The organism is Pediococcus argentinicus, assembly GCF_001437605.1.
Taxonomy (GTDB): domain Bacteria; phylum Bacillota; class Bacilli; order Lactobacillales; family Lactobacillaceae; genus Pediococcus; species Pediococcus argentinicus.
This window is the reverse complement of sequence record NZ_JQCQ01000017.1, coordinates 1-16,116: the sequence shown is the minus strand read 5'-3', so window position 1 is coordinate 16,116 and position 16,116 is coordinate 1. Positions and strand designations below refer to the sequence as shown.

The window sequence follows — 16,116 nt, the reverse complement described above, 5'->3', positions numbered from 1 at the left end:
TATCTCCTATCTTTTTAGTGTTTCGCCTGTATTCCGTTCTGCTTGTCTAATTTCTGGATTCCGCCTCACAAAATCTTGCAACTGTTTTTGAGTTCGATTACTGATTTCTTGGTGAACAGCATTTAACTGGTTTTTTAATCCTGATTTCTGTTGGGGATCAGTCGCTTGCTGAACTTGTTGTTGCAAGCCTTGATACGCCTTATTAAGTTCCTGGGCTGATCGCTTTTTTAGATCATGTTCAGGTTCTTTTTGTGCTTCCTGTAAGCCTAATTGTTTGGTTAACCCGTCACTAAGCGCAATCACTTTGTTGCTCACTTGCTGGATCTCACTCAAAGCACTATGGATCACGACTTTGTATTTAGCCCAGGTAGCCACATAACCAAGTGAGTAGTTACTGGTATCAACGCCAATATTTTGCATGGCAACATATGCGACCGCTTCGGCTTGGGTTTCCTGATAGGCTCGTGGGCGATCTTTAAAAGCTGCTTTTAATCCATGTAGATGACTATGCGCATATTCGTGATACAACGTCTTTAATTTTAGGGCATTGTCAGGTTCATCACCACCAATGACGATTTTATTAGTGCTAGGTTGAAAGTACCCTTTAGCTCCATTTAGTTTCGCTAAGGGTGCCTCACTGACTTGCAGATCGGTTTGTTGGTTTAAATAATCTTTGAACGCGTTATACAAGCTCGTCACATTCTGATGATCGGCCAAGTTTTCTTTGACAAAATATTTAGCACTTAGGACTGGGTCACCACTAGTTTGTGCCACGTCGAAGATGGGCAGATAACGATAACCGACAATGGCGCGTTCATCGGTGGTATGAAGTCGCTTTTGATCAGCGGGTGTTAATTTATTAATAATCGGGGCCGCAATTCGAATGGCCTTAGCCCCCTTATTAACGGTGCGGTTAAAATCCGTCTGCCACTGTTTAAAGCCCGCGACTTGGGTTGCTTGCGGATTCTGGGCATAGATTAAATCAATGTTTCTAGCACTGTATTGGTGGAATTTCGCCAGGGTATTAAGATACTGTTTAAATTGATCACTATCGGTTAATTTTAGAATTTGCTGTTCGGCTTGGGCAACGTAATTTGAGACGGTCAATGTTGATAACTGTCTTACCTATGAATCGTACCACTATGACGACCGCTCTTCTGGTGCTGACGCTTCTTTTTATCCAATTCGTACTCCAATTCATTTTGTGCTTTCTTTTGTCTATTAAGCTCGTGGTCTTGATTATTCTCATAAAGTAAGCTCATCAAGGTGTCTGATAACAATTTGTTCATATAATTTGCTGGTGTATTTTCTTTATAATTGACGGCTCGGTAATCAGGCATATTCTCTTTTCGGAAATCATCATTCTTTTGGTTGTGTTGTTTAACTGCTTGTTTAGCTTTTTCAAGTTGCTTAGTAGAAATATTTTTATCTTGTCCCGCTTCGCCAATGAATAGTTGCTGTGTCCCCCGATTCTTCAAAACACGTAATAAGTTCGCATTCTTTATCTCATCAGGCTTAACTTGTCCGCTCAAATAAGCAAGTCCTTGTTGATGTTCTTGGGTCGTGAATTTTACAGGCGGATTATTTTTCAATTTTTCTAAATCATGATTGCCTAGTGGTTTACGTTCAGGATTGTAATACATAACCGCTGTATATAGGCGCTCTTTTTCCGTCATTTTGACTTTATCAAGGCTCATATTAGGGAAAGCTTTACTCAAAACATTGTTATATTGCGTGTCAACCACTTGTTTAATTTCATTTACCGCTGAAAGTTCTTTGATATTTTTCTTCAAAACATCTTGTTGCTTTTCATCAAAATCACTTAATAATGTCCCTCTTGTACGCTTAATATCCGCTAGTTGATAGCCCTTTTTAGCTAAAATATCACTAATAGTTCCTTTGGCTCTTTGCTCCTGCTTTTCTAGCATTAACCAACTAGCAAATGGACGCCTGGTAAACGTCAAAATTTGTTGATTTAAAATATTCGTTCTTATCATTGCTAAACGGTCTTTTAGCTCATCTCCTGTAAACACTTTTTGTTCACTATCTGTTTCTTTAATTAGTTCACGTTTTTCAGCCATAGTTACCTGTTCAAAATCAACATCAGGATAAAGCTTACCAACCGTTCGATTAACCACTTTATCTAGTAACTGATTGGCTTCTGCTAACGACTTTTCTTGCTGACTAATCGTTACTAATTGCTTTGTCATATCTTGTCCGATTGCTTGCTTAATCATTGCACTGTTTTTCCAGTTAAATAGCATACGTTGTTTCTCGTCTAAATTCTCTAAACTGACAAATGTTTTTAGTTGTTTACTTAGTTGTGCAACCATACGCTTTTCATCAAATGAATAGTGACGTTGTAATGTTTCTATACGGCGGATATTATGAATTTTTTCATTAACATTTTTAGCTTCTGCTTTTGCTTGTCTTTGTTGCTTAACATTGCGGTTAAACTCTTGGCGTCTTTCTTTCTGTGAATTGATTCCCTCGTGTTGTGTTGCGACTTCATCAATACCCTGTTCTTCATATGATTTTTCATTAATGCGATCAGGAAAGTTTTTGGCTTCTAAAACTTGATTAACAGCATTCGCCCATGCTGTACGCCATTCCTGAACTTTGCCTCGTTTATCCCAATCAACAAGCCACGTTTTGTAACTTCTAACATTCCCTTTTTCGGTATACGTTTTATTCCCTTTCTCATCTAAAATATATTGCTTTTTGCTCTTAATTCCCCACGTTCCGTCTGGGTTAAATGGACGGTTAGTTAACATCACATGAGCGTGCGGATTATCTGGGTGATCGCGATGAATTGCCACATCGGCAACCATACCTGAATTGACAAAATTCTCTTGCACATATTTTGTTAATAAATTTTTTTGCTCTTGCTCCGATAATTCAATTGGTAAAGCCACGTTAAATTCTTTGGCATAACGTGCATTTGCTTTACGGTCTTTCTTCTCAACTTCATTCCATAATTGTTGCCTATCTTTTGCCCATTCTGGCGCATTTTTTGGCGTTAGAATAAAAGATTCTGGCATGACATCACGTTTATAAAAATAACTCTTTCCCTCTCTATCAGAGAATAATCTTTCCCCACTTCGATAACTAGCACTAGCAACTGCACTACGCATTTTTCCAGCGCTAATATTTTGGAAACTCATGTGAAAAATTGCCATGCTGTTATCTCCTTTCTTAATGGGTTTGGTTTTATTTTTTTTGTCGCCATTGGCGACTTCTGATACAGGTTTTAGCACAATTTACCCCACAATATTTTGGTGGGGTGTAAGTGCGCATTGACCTCGTTTCACTCGGTCTGCTGATTCTCTTAACTTTAACTTAGTGTATGCCTTCAGCTTCGCTATTTCAAATTTTATACTTTGACTTAACGTTTCTTATATGATATAGTTTTGGTGATTATTTCTAATATGATTGGAGGGATCGTTATGTCTCAAAGTAACTTAGAAAAACAAGAATCTAAATTAAAAGCCCTTAATCAAAAAATTAAGGACGAAAAAAATAAGATTGAACAACGGCTAGGTAAACAAATCATCAGTCAAGCCAATTTAGATTATGCTAATTTGTCTAACGATCAGATTAAGCTTTTAGCCAAGCAATTTTCTGAATTTTTAAAGGTAAAGTCCGTAGATCATTAGCCATACGAGATGGGGAAATTCCATGTCTAATCAATATGAAAAACTAGTCGAGCAGCAAGCGCGTTTAAAACAAAAAATTGAGCGGGAAGATTTTAAATTACGGCAATCTAAATACTACGAAAATCGGCAAGCTCGCAAAGCCCGTTCTCGCCGATTAATTCAAAAAGGGGCTTTGCTAGAAAAATACTTTCAAGCTGATAATCTCTCGGTTGAACAAACCGAAGAGCTTTTAAAAACATTTGCTGACTATGTTAACGCCCATAAACCAAATAAACTCAAAAACGATCAGCCTAATAACTAGGCCGATCGTTTTTATTTTCTGAATTATTCATGGGATTTCTAATTTTTAAATCTGGATTATTTTTACCAAATTCATTTAGTTGTTTCTGTATAGCTGATTCAAAGGTAATTTTTGGATTTATCCAAGGAAAATTACGTAAATTATTTTTGATCACCTGGTCATGCTCTCGTCTGTAAACTGATACAAATTTTTGGCTATTATCGTAGATCACGACATTATCAGCTTTGAATGCAACTATTGCTAAATTATGATTTGATTGATTATAGCGTTTTTTAACAATTTCATCTGGTACTCCGTGCCCACCTTTTTTGACCCGTTCATGAACCCGATTAATTGCTACTCTTTCGTTTTTTAATGCCACGTATAAAAGCGTGACCTCAAAACCATTTTGGTGAGCCCGCTCAATTAAATTTAATTGTGCCTTTCCTTGCCCAGCTAAGATTGTTTCAACATGAATACTCGGCCCGGTATCTAAAGCCGCGTGGAGTTGTTTTATTTCTTCGCGCATTGCCCTAAAGTTATCACGATCTTTATGCCAATCGCCACCCATTTTTTGTAGGATTTCATCGGCATTTAATCGTTTGGAGTGAGTAAATAATTCGGGTCTCGCGCGATATAAAGTGCTTTTACCAGCACCGTTTATCCCAGCCACGATGATGTATCTCTTTAGCTCACTCATGTTAAATCACGAAATGCTTTTCGTTGATAATTTGTTCTTGGCGTTTATCTAAGAGGTAAGTGTGTAACGCGTCAAACAACTTGCGCTTATCAGGATCTGGATTATGTGCTGCTTGCTCCCAAATGTCTTGAATATCGACTGCCCAGGGGTCAGCCAACAATTGCTCAATTTTTTCAACTTCTTTGCTGGATTTGGTCATTTAAAAAGCTCCTATCCCATTTTTTTAGTTTAGCTATCGCCAATTCAGCCACCCAAGGTGCCTATTTTTGCTTCTAAGCGATTTTAAAGCGATTTTAATATAATTATGCATGTAACGCTTAAAACGGCTTAAATGAGCCCATATGACGTTTAATTCCAAGAACGCTCATTGTCAGTGTTCTGTTCTTCGGGGTGTTTGGCCGCATATTCTCTAGCTGCTTGTTTATTCCACCAAACGCCAAATAGGTTTTGCATGGTGCCGTACAAGTAGTTTTCCACGTTCTTGATATGCTTCTCATTGCTTCTTAGGGCGTTAAAGTAGCGTCTCAAGGCTTTAGTCATCAAAGGTTTTAGTTCTTCGTCGTCAAGCGGGATTATGACGCCAATATCTTGATGATCCTCTTCAACTCGGTACTTAGCATTTAAAATAATACCAATGAAGCGCCGCATTTGTTGCGGAGTACGGCACCAAAAACTAAGTAGTTGCAAAGCTTCGGGTTCTAAGAAAACCGGTAAGCCACTGTCTTCATCAGTTAAGAAGTCATTAGCATGGCTCACGAGATCATGGTTTTGCTTTTCTAGTTCTGCTGGTGAGAATTGGACTGTGGAAAAGTCCAACTTTTGAGTATCTATATTATATCTATTAGTATCTATATTATTAGTATAGTCTAGATCTTGTCTCTTTTTGAGAAGTCCGCTTGTACCAAGGGGTTTAGGCGATTTTATTGGCTCTCGCTTAGTATAAACGTCTTTTGCTGTTACTTCCAAATCTGCCAAATATAATCTATTTGGTTCGTTTTTGCCTGACCTTGGATTAAAACCCATATGTTTTTGATACAAAAGGTTTGCGTCCATTAATTCGTGTTTAATCTTATTGATTTTATTATTTGACCAGTTTCGTAAAATCTTTGGTAGCGTCAAGAATCTTGTGTAAATGCATAAAAGATTTCTGAATTGTATAGAAATAGGGAATGCCTTCCCTTATGATATTTAGTAACCATCACAGGAGGCATTCCCCATGAATGAACTTACCACAGAAATTATCGCTGCACTAGCCCAAAAGCAAGATTTGGACGAAGTTTTTCGTCACCACCTCGAAATTGCGATTAACCAGCTGCTTCAAACCGAATTGGCAGAGTTTTTGGGTTACGAACGCTACTCATACGCTGGGATTAACACTGGTAATAACCGCAACGGCAGTTATGAGCGCTCGTTTGATACGAAGTACAGCCAACTTAACTTAACCATTCCTCGAGATCGCAATGGCCGGTTTGAAAATCATACCTTGCCAGCCTACGGTCGGCACAGTGATAATTTAGAAACAACGGTCATTCAGTTGTATACCAAGGGAATTACCACTGCTGAAATTGCCGAACTCATTGAGAAAATGTACGGTGCTCACTACTCCAAAGCCACGGTTTCCAACATGACTAAAGCCGTTCATATTGCGATTGGCATTCGTCCAGATGGTACGAAAGAAGTGCTGAACTACCAAGTGGCGCCAACGGAATCGACTGGAATCTGGACTGAACTGCTGGGAACCTTGATCAAGCAGGGCGTTAAAGATGTGCTGTTGTTTGTGGCCGATGGGTTAGTTGGTTTGGATGAAGGCTTGAATCGGCATTTCCCTAAAGCCAAACGACAACGTTGCCTGGTTCATGTTGGGCGGAATCTGACGAACAAAGTTCGCGTAAAAGACCGCAAGGCCGTGATCAGTGACTTTAAACAAGTTCATCGGGAAGCCAACCGTGAAGCAGCCGAACTGAAAATGAATAAGTTCGCCAACAACTGGCATCAGACCTATCCCAAATTAATCAAAGATCTGCTTAAAATGCCGAATTTACTCACTTTCATGGACTTTCCACCAGCTATCCGGCAATCACTTTACTCCACTAACCTGATTGAGAACTTTAATAAGCATCTCAAGCGCACCACCCACCACAAAGAACAATTTCCAACGGAAGATTCACTGGATCGCTTCCTGGTTTCTCAGTTTAATGTTTATAACGAGAAGTCTCTGAAGCGGATCCACCGAGGGTTCCAAGGACTCCAGGACACCTTGGAAGCATCATTTATTTAAGTTAGATACATATTATATGTACGAAGGCATTTCATTTACACAAGATTCTTGACGCTACCTATCTAAGAGATAAAAAATCTAAGGGCAATTGGTAGCACTAAATTAAGAGATTTCACCCCGTACTTATATTGGTTCCAAATCTATCTACTTCATCATCAATTCCTTCAACATCTGAAAATACGCTTTGTTCCTCAATATACTGCCTATTCTGTAACTTCAAAAAAGCCTCAAGGTAATTAACCCAAGCTATTGATTCTGCTTTTCTTTTCCGATATAAAGCTCTTAATACCATTTCTAAAGTTGCAATTTGTGACGCTTGATTTCCTTTCCCCTTTTTTACAATTAGCTTATTAGATGAAATGGCTTGTTTCATCACCCTATTCAAGGTTGATGGAGAAATATCAAGAGCATCACGAATAGCCCTGGTTGACATAATAACTTTGTCTGCTCCAGAGCTAACTTTATTAATTAGTTCAATCACATCATTTAGCCATTCTGACACGTGACTATAGACGCGTTCTGTGCGAGGCTTCGCCCACTTGTACCATTGAACGTTACTTTCTTGCACCACAATGCGCTTCTCATCAGGTGTTGCCCAGGTATCTATTAATTCATCAATATAAAGTTTAGATGCACCTTTATAATTGCCAGAATAAGCGTCACGGACGCAACGCTGCATATCTCGTACGTCTAAGGGATCTTCAAGGTATGAATTAAACTCATCTAATAAATTGAAGGCATCGTTTTGGTTTTTTCCAGAAGAGTAGCACGCTAAGGCCAGTGTAAGTATAGTATTGTGACGTCCTAGTCCTTGACCTGGTTTAATGTTGTGCTTTGTCAACATAATTCTAAACCAAGCTTGATCGGTTTGTTTTCTATATTGAGAATGCGGACTATTAATTACTTTTAGATTGCTCTTACGCTTTTCCTTACTTTTTTGTGTGACTGACTTACTCCACATTAAAAAACCAGCAAATGAGTAGGTCAATTCTGGTTCAAAAAAAATAATATTATCTTCCCGCGGGATCCGAAAAATTCCAAAACTATTACATCCTACATCAGTAGCAGGTATTTTTCCCATAATCGTACTTTTTATATTTTCAGAAATCTTTCTAGCCGCGCTTAAAACAGGCATACTACCATTTTTATGTTTTGATAAAAATGCTGGGCGATCCAAGATATAGTAAATTTGATACCCTTTATCAGTTTTTAAGACAAGTGTGGGTAGAATATGGTCATCTAAGACTATGCTGCTATTAACCAGATTCAGGTTTCGATCTCTATCTAGAGCATCTTTAAAATCAATATCAACTACAAACGCATTAATTTGGCTTAGATTACGTTCTGAATGCCCTTTAATATGTTTACGGCTGTTATCATATCCTAACCAATTAAAGGTATTAGGTGTCCAATGTGTTAGTGTCTCAATGTTTTCTATTAATGCTTCTTCAGAAGTCACGACAAAACCCATGTCACGACTCATTGATGATTTATTACGAAAAACAGCAATTGAACCAGTCTTATTATCGTTATGTACTTCTTGATTGAGTTGAACTAGTTTACTATTTTTTGGTTTATATTTTTTTAAACCATTATGTAAAATAAGACTAATTGCAGACCAAGATTTGTAGCTTAATTTTTCCGTTACGGACATAATATTTGCACTCCTTTCAGAACGATATTAACCAAAGGTATATTTGTTTTGAAACAAATAGTAGTTAATGCCGTTGATTAAATCTAAAGAAAAAGTGAACCAGCAAATTACTGATCCACCGCGCAATTGAGTGATCAAAATGTGCTTAAAAAAGCCTACACTGCGACCCCACAAAAGTTATGTTCGTTCTTTTATATACTTTCTGGTATTGTCTTTATTAATGAAATATCATACAATACTTGTTGAAAGTTTTATTTTCTTATTTGTATTTTGTGGGTCGTCGTGAATGCCAGTTCACGACGGCTTTTTTATTTTCTTATTGATTACGTTAAGTAAAACATAAAGTAAAATCTTTGTAAAGAAACAATTTCACTTGTTTACACATGAAATTATTGTATACAGAGTATACTAAGTGCACTATGTAAACTATGTATGCAACGTATACATAGTTTACATATGCGATTGTTTTTAAAACCTTGATTTAACAGTATTTTTGTATTTATTTTTAATAAATAGCATTTGTATACAATGTATACAAAGTACACGAAGTATACAAATAAACATAAAAATAAAATCCCGTATACAATTGCAATGTTTGTAATTGTATACTATAATATATTTATCAAATAAAAATAAGAGGTAATCTTATGACAGAAACAAATAAAAACCTTGAGTATGACCAATTATATTTTGGCGCCGACGGAACTGTATCAGGTGCAAGAGACTGTACTGTATATGTTGTTGGGAATTTTAAAGGGGGCGTAGGTAAAACAAAAACGTTAACTATGCTTGCTTATACATCAGCCGTATACAAAAATCGTAAAACTTTAGTAATCGATCTTGACCCTCAGGCTAACGCATCGAGTATTTTAGCCAAGACAGGTGGCATAAAAATAATCGACAAAAATATTTATAAAGGTTTTATAGAAGGTGATCTAACTTCACAAGTAACTCCTATTATGGAAAATCTTGATTTAATTTCTAGTGTTACACAATTTAAGAACTTACCTAAATTGCTAATGTCTAAGTTTCCAAATAACGATGAAGCACAAATTAATTACTTAAACGAACTACTTAAACCTTTAAAAGAAAAGTACGATGCTATTTATATTGACGTGCCACCAACAATTTCTGATTTTTCAGACAATGCTATGATGGCAGCAGATTATTGTATTATTGTTTTACAAACTCAGGAACTATCTTTAGATGGAGCACAAACATACATTGATTATATGCAGTACCTTATTAACACTTATAACAAGCAACTTCAGGTATTGGGTATCGTTCCTTGCATGCTTCGTCCAGGTGGACGAGTCGATGACAAGATACTTAATGATGCAAAAAAATCTTATGGCAATAATGTATTAGAAACAATTGTTAAATATCAAGAACGCCTAAAAGTGTACGATGTAGAAGGAATTCATTTAAAGAAAAATATTAGCAAAACACCAGATCAATGGGATTTAAAAGCTCACACTGTATTTAAAAATGTTCTAACCGAGTTAGATCAACATCAACAAGAATTTGAGAAAGTAGAATAGGGGGGCGCAATATGTCTATTGATCCGATCTTAACAACTAATAAAAAAAGTACATTGGAAGAAAAAGAGGTTAAATTTACTGATGGAAATGATTTTACAAGTCCAAAATTTACTTCACCAGATATAGAGTTAGCTGAAAAAAAAGATTCTAACACAGTTAAACCTGCAAAAAGGAAATCAAAAAAAACTCAAACTCAGCGTCTCTCGGAAACTACGATTCTAAAATGTAGAACACTACAACCTTTTATGACCGAATTGGAACGAGCAGATAAGGCATCAATCGATGATATTATTTCAACGTTAGCTGATTACTACATTAAAGAAGGCCTACCTGATCGACAAAAAGATGTATTTCAAGGTATGTATGATTTAAACCTCAAAAGACTTGATTAAAGATTTCATTTGTATACAATGTACACGCTGTATACAAAGCGTACGAAGTGTACAAAATAATTTAGATATATTTCATACGAAAAAGAACTTACTCCAATTATGAGTAAGTTCTTTTTACTATACTTATCATTTGTATACGATGCGTACCATGAAAACAATGTATACATTATTTTCAAAAAAATAAATATAGTTATTATAATAAAATAATGCAACTTGAGAGTAGGTGTTTCTATATACTTATCACTTGTATACTAAGTATACCGTGCATACAATGTACACATTGTATGCAAAATATAAATATAGTTATTATAAATAAATAACTCAGTATGAGAACAGGCAATTGTATATACTTATCATTTGTATACTAAGTATACCGCGCATACAATGTACACACCGTACGCAAAAGTATAAACATAGCTTAATTTGAGTAAGTTCTTTTTATATAAATTAATTTCTTCTTACAAATATCATAAAATCACGTCTGTAAGGCGAACTACAAGCACATTTCACATTAAACCTGCTATAGTTCATTAATTGATTTAGCATAGTCACGAATTCGATAGACCTGTGTTCGTCCGATACCAGTTTCTCTGGAAATTTGCGCAATACTTTTTCCGTTCTTTATTCCGTTTAAAACCCCATTATATATGAAGCGTTTTGAACCATTTGGAGCATATTCTTTTTTTCTTCCTTTATATATGCCCTTTGTCTTAGCTATTTTTATTCCCTGACTTTGCCTTTTTAAGATTTTTTGACGTTCTTCTTCTGCCGTATATTTATATATTTCCAATACAAGATTTGTTAATAGAGCTCTTAAATTGCCGTCTTCAACACCGGCAAATGTAGGTAAATCTAGAACATCCAAAACTGCTCCTCTCCGTCTGATTTTATCAATAACATCTGTTAAATCACGCGAATTACGTCCTAAGCGATCCAAACTTATTACTGTAACTACATCGTCATCATGAATATACTCCAGCATTTTTTTTAACTTTGGGCGTTCCATGTTTTTACCAGAACTTTTCTCTTCAAATATTTTTTGAACTCCGGCTTTTTTTAAAGCAAAGATTTGACGGTCTAAATTCTGATCAGTGGTAGACACTCGTGCATATCCTATTTTCAATTTTTTGACTCCCTTTTTAAAGTATTTATGTGACAACTCTATTGTGTCATACATAAATACCGAGATTTCAATAAACTAATTGTAACACAATAGGGTACACTCTATTGTTACCTCTATACTGTTGGTTTAATATTATAATATAGCTTATAAATTTGATTTGAACTCTAATCCAGATTAAACAAATTAAAGTGTAATAGTTCACACGTTTGCACTATTAACCTCCACTTAAGGCAAGTTTTTATATCTTTTAAAGGAACCATAAATAATTATATTCCGTTACATTATTAAGGTAGCGTCAAGAATGGATTGAAGTCAATATTTGAGACAGGTTTTAAGAGACATTCAGGACCGCGTTTACCTTCCACAGCTCAAATAAATCATTAATCGTGATTAATAACTTATTTGAACCCTGGAAAGCATTAAATCAGGCGGCCATTTGGCTCGTAAGTGTTGCGATTTCAACTTGTAAGGGGGTCTGGTAGCCCAGTGAACTATGAATTCTCTTCCTATTGTAGAAAGCATGCACATATTCAAAAAGGACAGCAGCGGCAGTTTCATAATTCTCAAAGACCGGCACTGGATAAACACATTCCTTTTTGAGGGAAGCATGAAAAGATTCCACTGGTGCATTATCGTATGGACACCCCTTACGGTTGTATGAGTGGCGGATATGTAGTTCTGTTAAACGTTGATTGTAATCATCGCTGGTATACTGTGATCCTAAATCCGTATGGATAATCAGGTCCCCAGTAATGGTTCGATTTTTAACCGCGCTTTCAAGGGTCTTTAAGACTAAACCAGTATCCATCTTTTTTGAGAACGAATAGCCGATAATCCGTCGTGAGTGCAGGTCCATGATGGTTGATAAGTAACACCAGCCATTACGCTTCGTTTGAATATAGGTCATATCAGCGCAGCGGTCCATTTTTGATTTAAACCAGTGGTCGAGAAATCCTGCTTAAGCAAGTTGGACGCTGTTCAACCTTGGTTTTGGAAGCCGAAGCCGCTTTCCATTTATTGACGGTAACGGAGTGGATATCCAGTTCCTTCATGAGCCGGGAAATCCGTCTTGGGCTGCACCGAAGCTGCAGTGGTTGAAGTTCCAGATTCAATTCATGGTGGATCTTCATAACGCCGTATCGCTGCTTGAATTCCGCAAAGATCCGCAGAATCCGTTGTTTTAAGTCCGCATCTTCGACCCGGCGTTTTGAAGGCTTTGGGGGATCGATAACGATAGTACTGAGCTCTGGAAACACCGAGGATTCGGCACATCTTGTTTACCTGGTGGTGATGGCTTTCTTGGTGAATGTAATCAAAGATATTGGTTACTTCTGCGCAAGGAAGCCCAGGGCTTTTTTTAGGATTTCGTTCTCCTCAGACAGCGAAGCCAGTCGCTTTTCCATCGCTTTGATTTCGTCTGGCGATTTACCGGATTGAGTTTTGGCCTGGCCCTGGATCCACTTATGAACGGTTGAATAGCCAATGCCATATTCTCTGGCCAGTTGGGCAGCTGATTCGCCTTGCTTATATAGGTTGATAATGTTTTGTTTAAATTCTTTGTCGTAACGAGTTGGCATGTAAAAATTCCTTCCTTTTGAGAGACGATTTATTCATTATACCCTCTCTTAAAAGTTGTCTCAGGAACCAGCTTACATCCAGTTGTCCTTACTAACCACAAAATGTAACAAAACAGACAAAAAAACTGCAATTTACCAGGAAGAAATCCCATAAATTGCAGTTTTTCACTCTTTTAGGTTCGGTAGTGTAATATTGTCGTAATCAGCTTAGGAAAGCCTAATTTTTTAATTCCTGTTGAACATAGTAATCAATCGATCCCATCTGTTCTGGAAGGGTCGTCTTAAACTTATCGTTATTATCACCATCCAGGTAAGCGTAATCGCCATTTGGCAGTTTTACTGCTAACCCAATTCCGATGTTTTGCAAGGACGTTCCGTTTTGATACTTTGCAGACCACTGCGTAATCCGCGTTGTTGGATCTGGAGCTACACCGGTTGATAATGCCTTGGTAGTAAAGAGGTCGGGGTACTTGGCTTGTAACTCAGCCAGGTACTTGCCGCCATATTTCTTTTGACCTTCGCCCCCACCAATTGTGTAGGCAAAGTAAATCTGGTTAGCAAATGTCTTACCATGGACACTCATTTGTACACCATATTCGTTGGCCCGTGTTACAGTAACAGCTTCTTGACCACTGAAACCAATCATCTGGTTCATTACTAGGTCTTCTTGAACCTTCAAACCGGCCTTGTGCAGTGCGGCAATTGCGTTTGCCAATTCTTCACCACTACCGTACTTAGTTGGGTTCTTAGTCGTTCCTAAGGTGTAACGGTCATTTGTTCCGTAGCCTTCATTGTAACGACTCATTGAGAATGGCGTATATGCTGGTGCCATCCAGAAGTCAGTAATCCCAAGACTGTTAAATAATTGTGCATTCTTAGCAATAACATTGTAGGCATGTTCGTTTACACTAGTTGATTCAGGTTGATACAGACTAAAGTCCTCATAGATCAGATGTGAATCTAATGCTGCGTTAGATTCAAAAGTCTTGCCCGGCCGTGAAGCGACAGTACTAGAACTAGTCGATGCGTCCTGCTGTCCAGCTACTACAGGGACCCAAACACTTAGGTAACCACTAACGTATGGGTTGGCAAAACTCTTTACCTTAACATACAGGTTACCATTAGCATCCGTTGTCAGCGTCTTCGGGTTAAGACTGCCAGTACCATCATAAGTTAACCCCGCATCAGTGGTATCAATTAGGTTTTGATACTGCTGATTAGCGTGTTCTTTACCCATATTAATAATGTAGGTATTGCTTGCCATATCAGTGTTGTTGCCGACAATGACAGCCATCCCCGTCGTCCGACTAAGTGGATCAGTCCCAATGCTGTTAGCATCAGCAACTCCTTTACCATAGCGAACACTAGCAACGGCATTTTGACCGCACCTTTCGATTGATTGTCCACCACTGACGAATTCTTTTCTAGCTTTCATCAGGGTCGTAATTGCATCATAGTACATCGATTTTTCAGCCATATATGGCTTTGTTTCGTTGTATAAGTCACCGTAATATACCTGTGGGACAGTGTCCTTATTGCTTAAAAGAATTGCGTATTGAGCAGGCACATTGTATTGGGCATATTGTTTATAGGCTCTTGCCTGGTCCACGTAAAATTCTTGCCAAGCCTGGTTAGCATATTCAGCCTTGTAACCAGTGCCCATAATATCCTTCACACCAGGATGATCCTTGATAATCATCTGGTTAATAAGGTTCTTTCGCTGGTCATGGTTAGTAACGAATGACCAGTTTGGTGTCTGGCTCTTGCTACCATCATCATTAGCCCGGTTAACAACCGAGTTAGTGGCAAGGTGTGTGATGTCGTCACGATGGGATATCCGTCCAAGAACATTTTTAAGAGTGGAGAACATCGATGCATCCATGTATAGCGCTGGATTACCCTTACCATCCATTAAGGACTGACCATCGCTGTGGTAACCCTCGTTGTAAACCAAGTGATTATTTGCGTTAGTCTGATTGCCCTTAGTGTGGTAAAGGTCATTCATCAGTTGTCCTAACTGGTCAAGGACATCCGCGTCCACATTATCGGCAGCATCGACCCGAAAACCATCAAAGTTTCCATCTGGGTTATAGTTCATCAATTTTCCATAGTTGAGTAAGAAGTATTCCCAGTTAAGATTTTCCGCCTGGACAACGGGGTTAGAGTTGTCGATATCATTACCAACCAAAAGTTCTGGGCTAACGCTGTGGTTTCCCTGTTGATTATTAAGGGTCCGGTTCATCAGGCGGTAGTTACTGTCTGCATAGCTCGTGTTTCCCTTTGTCTGATCAGCAGAATTGTTATTAACAAAGATTAATTGATCATTACTAGTAGTCCCACTAATGTCTGGCACATAAGAAGAACTGTTAGTCAACGACAGTTCTGATGCAGCAGATAATGATGGGACAGTCTGCATATAGGCATTGACGTCATTTGCCAATTTGCTGGTACTCTTATTTTTCGCTATGCTTTGTTCAATTACATAACGCAGGTTTTGCGAGTCCTCATTCAATATCTTGGTATCAGTGCCGGCAGACAAATCCGCGACCTTAGCTGGTGTCAAACCATAACCTTCATTAGTGTAACCATGGCCGACAAAGTACTTAATGAATTGTGCCTGAACATCCTTATTTGGCCATGCATACATCAAGATTGGCCGCCAGTCACCAGCCCCGGTCTTGTACCATATCTTACCATCTTGGCTTGTTCCAATTGGTCGGTACCAACCACTGTAGCTAAGGTAGCCATCAACATTGTTAATGGAGTTGGCATCCATCGAATAGGCCAAGTTCTCCCAAGTACCAGCGTCGAGGCTCTTAATAAGCTTGTTTGTCCGCATATCATAAATATTAAACTTGCCGTTTTCAATTGCCTCACGGATGGTGACCATTGCGTCACCGTTACCACCGAAGTAA

The 16,116-nt window shown here is 37.9% G+C and carries 15 protein-coding genes and 1 pseudogene; 5 read left to right on the top strand and 11 right to left on the bottom strand.

The genetic code is table 11. The features are described from left to right. Positions 1-6: 6 nt before the first annotated feature. Both IV88_RS05235 and mobQ read right to left on the bottom strand, forming a co-directional pair. Positions 7-1,107 carry an ArdC-like ssDNA-binding domain-containing protein gene (locus IV88_RS05235; RefSeq protein WP_057799495.1) on the bottom strand — a complete coding sequence of 367 codons (1,101 nt, stop codon included), beginning with the start codon at positions 1,105-1,107 and terminating at the stop codon, positions 7-9. A gap of 14 nt (positions 1,108-1,121) precedes the next feature. Continuing rightward, positions 1,122-3,179 (bottom strand): MobQ family relaxase, encoded by a 2,058-nt coding sequence (gene mobQ, locus IV88_RS05230; RefSeq protein ID WP_057799493.1) that lies wholly within the window; start codon positions 3,177-3,179, stop codon positions 1,122-1,124. A 249-nt stretch (positions 3,180-3,428) separates the two neighbouring features. On the opposite strand from mobQ, the gene IV88_RS05225 reads away from it, so the two are divergent. Both IV88_RS05225 and IV88_RS05220 read left to right on the top strand, forming a co-directional pair. After that, positions 3,429-3,656, top strand: coding sequence for a hypothetical protein (locus tag IV88_RS05225; protein ID WP_083477898.1), 228 nt, complete (start codon positions 3,429-3,431; stop codon positions 3,654-3,656). Between the two features lie 22 nt (positions 3,657-3,678). Next, positions 3,679-3,957 (top strand): hypothetical protein, encoded by a 279-nt coding sequence (locus IV88_RS05220; RefSeq protein WP_033615047.1) that lies wholly within the window; start codon positions 3,679-3,681, stop codon positions 3,955-3,957. Here the strand turns inward: IV88_RS05220 and IV88_RS05215 are convergent. The 3 genes and pseudogenes from IV88_RS05215 to IV88_RS05205 form a co-directional block, all read right to left on the bottom strand. Beyond that, positions 3,947-4,636 (bottom strand): ATPase, encoded by a 690-nt coding sequence (locus tag IV88_RS05215; protein ID WP_057799491.1) that lies wholly within the window; start codon positions 4,634-4,636, stop codon positions 3,947-3,949. The two genes, IV88_RS05220 and IV88_RS05215, sit on opposite strands and share 11 nt — an antisense overlap. Before the next feature lies 1 nt (position 4,637). Beyond that, complete coding sequence (locus IV88_RS05210; RefSeq protein WP_057799489.1) at positions 4,638-4,835, bottom strand: hypothetical protein; 198 nt, start codon at positions 4,833-4,835, stop codon at positions 4,638-4,640. A 149-nt stretch (positions 4,836-4,984) separates the two neighbouring features. Next, positions 4,985-5,737: pseudogene (locus tag IV88_RS05205) on the bottom strand (replication initiator protein A); the annotation flags it as partial. A gap of 115 nt (positions 5,738-5,852) precedes the next feature. Here IV88_RS05205 and IV88_RS05200 point away from each other — a divergent pair. Continuing rightward, on the top strand, positions 5,853-6,914 hold the full coding sequence (locus IV88_RS05200; protein ID WP_057799482.1) for an IS256 family transposase: 1,062 nt from the start codon (positions 5,853-5,855) through the stop codon (positions 6,912-6,914). A gap of 112 nt (positions 6,915-7,026) precedes the next feature. Here IV88_RS05200 and IV88_RS05195 read toward each other — a convergent pair whose 3' ends face one another. Then, the gene (locus IV88_RS05195) at positions 7,027-8,568 is read right to left on the bottom strand and encodes a primase C-terminal domain-containing protein (RefSeq protein ID WP_057799480.1); all 1,542 of its coding nucleotides are present in this window, start codon (positions 8,566-8,568) and stop codon (positions 7,027-7,029) included. 647 nt (positions 8,569-9,215) lie between these two features. Here IV88_RS05195 and IV88_RS05190 point away from each other — a divergent pair. Next, positions 9,216-10,109, top strand: a complete 894-nt coding sequence (locus IV88_RS05190; RefSeq protein ID WP_057799478.1) for a ParA family protein — start codon at positions 9,216-9,218, stop codon at positions 10,107-10,109. An 11-nt stretch (positions 10,110-10,120) separates the two neighbouring features. Further along, positions 10,121-10,501 (top strand): hypothetical protein, encoded by a 381-nt coding sequence (locus IV88_RS05185; protein ID WP_057799476.1) that lies wholly within the window; start codon positions 10,121-10,123, stop codon positions 10,499-10,501. 520 nt (positions 10,502-11,021) lie between these two features. Here IV88_RS05185 and IV88_RS05180 read toward each other — a convergent pair. From IV88_RS05180 to IV88_RS05165, 5 genes are all read right to left on the bottom strand, one after another. Then, positions 11,022-11,678, bottom strand: coding sequence for a recombinase family protein (locus IV88_RS05180; protein ID WP_057799474.1), 657 nt, complete (start codon positions 11,676-11,678; stop codon positions 11,022-11,024). 370 nt (positions 11,679-12,048) lie between these two features. Beyond that, positions 12,049-12,531 carry an IS3 family transposase gene (locus IV88_RS09200; protein WP_261793396.1) on the bottom strand — a complete coding sequence of 161 codons (483 nt, stop codon included), beginning with the start codon at positions 12,529-12,531 and terminating at the stop codon, positions 12,049-12,051. Between the two features lie 25 nt (positions 12,532-12,556). Next, complete coding sequence (locus IV88_RS09565) at positions 12,557-12,880, bottom strand: IS3 family transposase (protein ID WP_371862102.1); 324 nt, start codon at positions 12,878-12,880, stop codon at positions 12,557-12,559. A 69-nt stretch (positions 12,881-12,949) separates the two neighbouring features. Beyond that, positions 12,950-13,201, bottom strand: a complete 252-nt coding sequence (locus IV88_RS09430; protein WP_002816285.1) for an IS3 family transposase — start codon at positions 13,199-13,201, stop codon at positions 12,950-12,952. 217 nt (positions 13,202-13,418) lie between these two features. After that, positions 13,419-16,116 (bottom strand): glycoside hydrolase family 70 protein (locus IV88_RS05165; protein WP_057799472.1); only part of this gene is annotated, 2,698 nt, incomplete at its 5' end.

Excerpts from the sequence above, each read along its gene's own strand:
- IV88_RS05190 (WP_057799478.1), top strand. The coding sequence starts at position 9,216 with ATGACAGAAACAAATAAAAACCTTGAGTATGACCAATTATATTTTGGC.
- IV88_RS05225 (WP_083477898.1), top strand. The coding sequence starts at position 3,429 with ATGATTGGAGGGATCGTTATGTCTCAAAGTAACTTAGAAAAACAAGAA.
- IV88_RS05185 (WP_057799476.1), top strand. The coding sequence starts at position 10,121 with ATGTCTATTGATCCGATCTTAACAACTAATAAAAAAAGTACATTGGAA.
- IV88_RS05180 (WP_057799474.1), bottom strand. The coding sequence starts at position 11,678 with ATGTATGACACAATAGAGTTGTCACATAAATACTTTAAAAAGGGAGTC.
- IV88_RS05215 (WP_057799491.1), bottom strand. The coding sequence starts at position 4,636 with ATGAGTGAGCTAAAGAGATACATCATCGTGGCTGGGATAAACGGTGCT.
- mobQ (WP_057799493.1), bottom strand. The coding sequence starts at position 3,179 with ATGGCAATTTTTCACATGAGTTTCCAAAATATTAGCGCTGGAAAAATG.
- IV88_RS05220 (WP_033615047.1), top strand. The coding sequence starts at position 3,679 with ATGTCTAATCAATATGAAAAACTAGTCGAGCAGCAAGCGCGTTTAAAA.
- IV88_RS09200 (WP_261793396.1), bottom strand. The coding sequence starts at position 12,531 with ATGACCTATATTCAAACGAAGCGTAATGGCTGGTGTTACTTATCAACC.
- IV88_RS05195 (WP_057799480.1), bottom strand. The coding sequence starts at position 8,568 with ATGTCCGTAACGGAAAAATTAAGCTACAAATCTTGGTCTGCAATTAGT.
- IV88_RS05210 (WP_057799489.1), bottom strand. The coding sequence starts at position 4,835 with ATGACCAAATCCAGCAAAGAAGTTGAAAAAATTGAGCAATTGTTGGCT.
- IV88_RS09430 (WP_002816285.1), bottom strand. The coding sequence starts at position 13,201 with ATGCCAACTCGTTACGACAAAGAATTTAAACAAAACATTATCAACCTA.
- IV88_RS05200 (WP_057799482.1), top strand. The coding sequence starts at position 5,853 with ATGAATGAACTTACCACAGAAATTATCGCTGCACTAGCCCAAAAGCAA.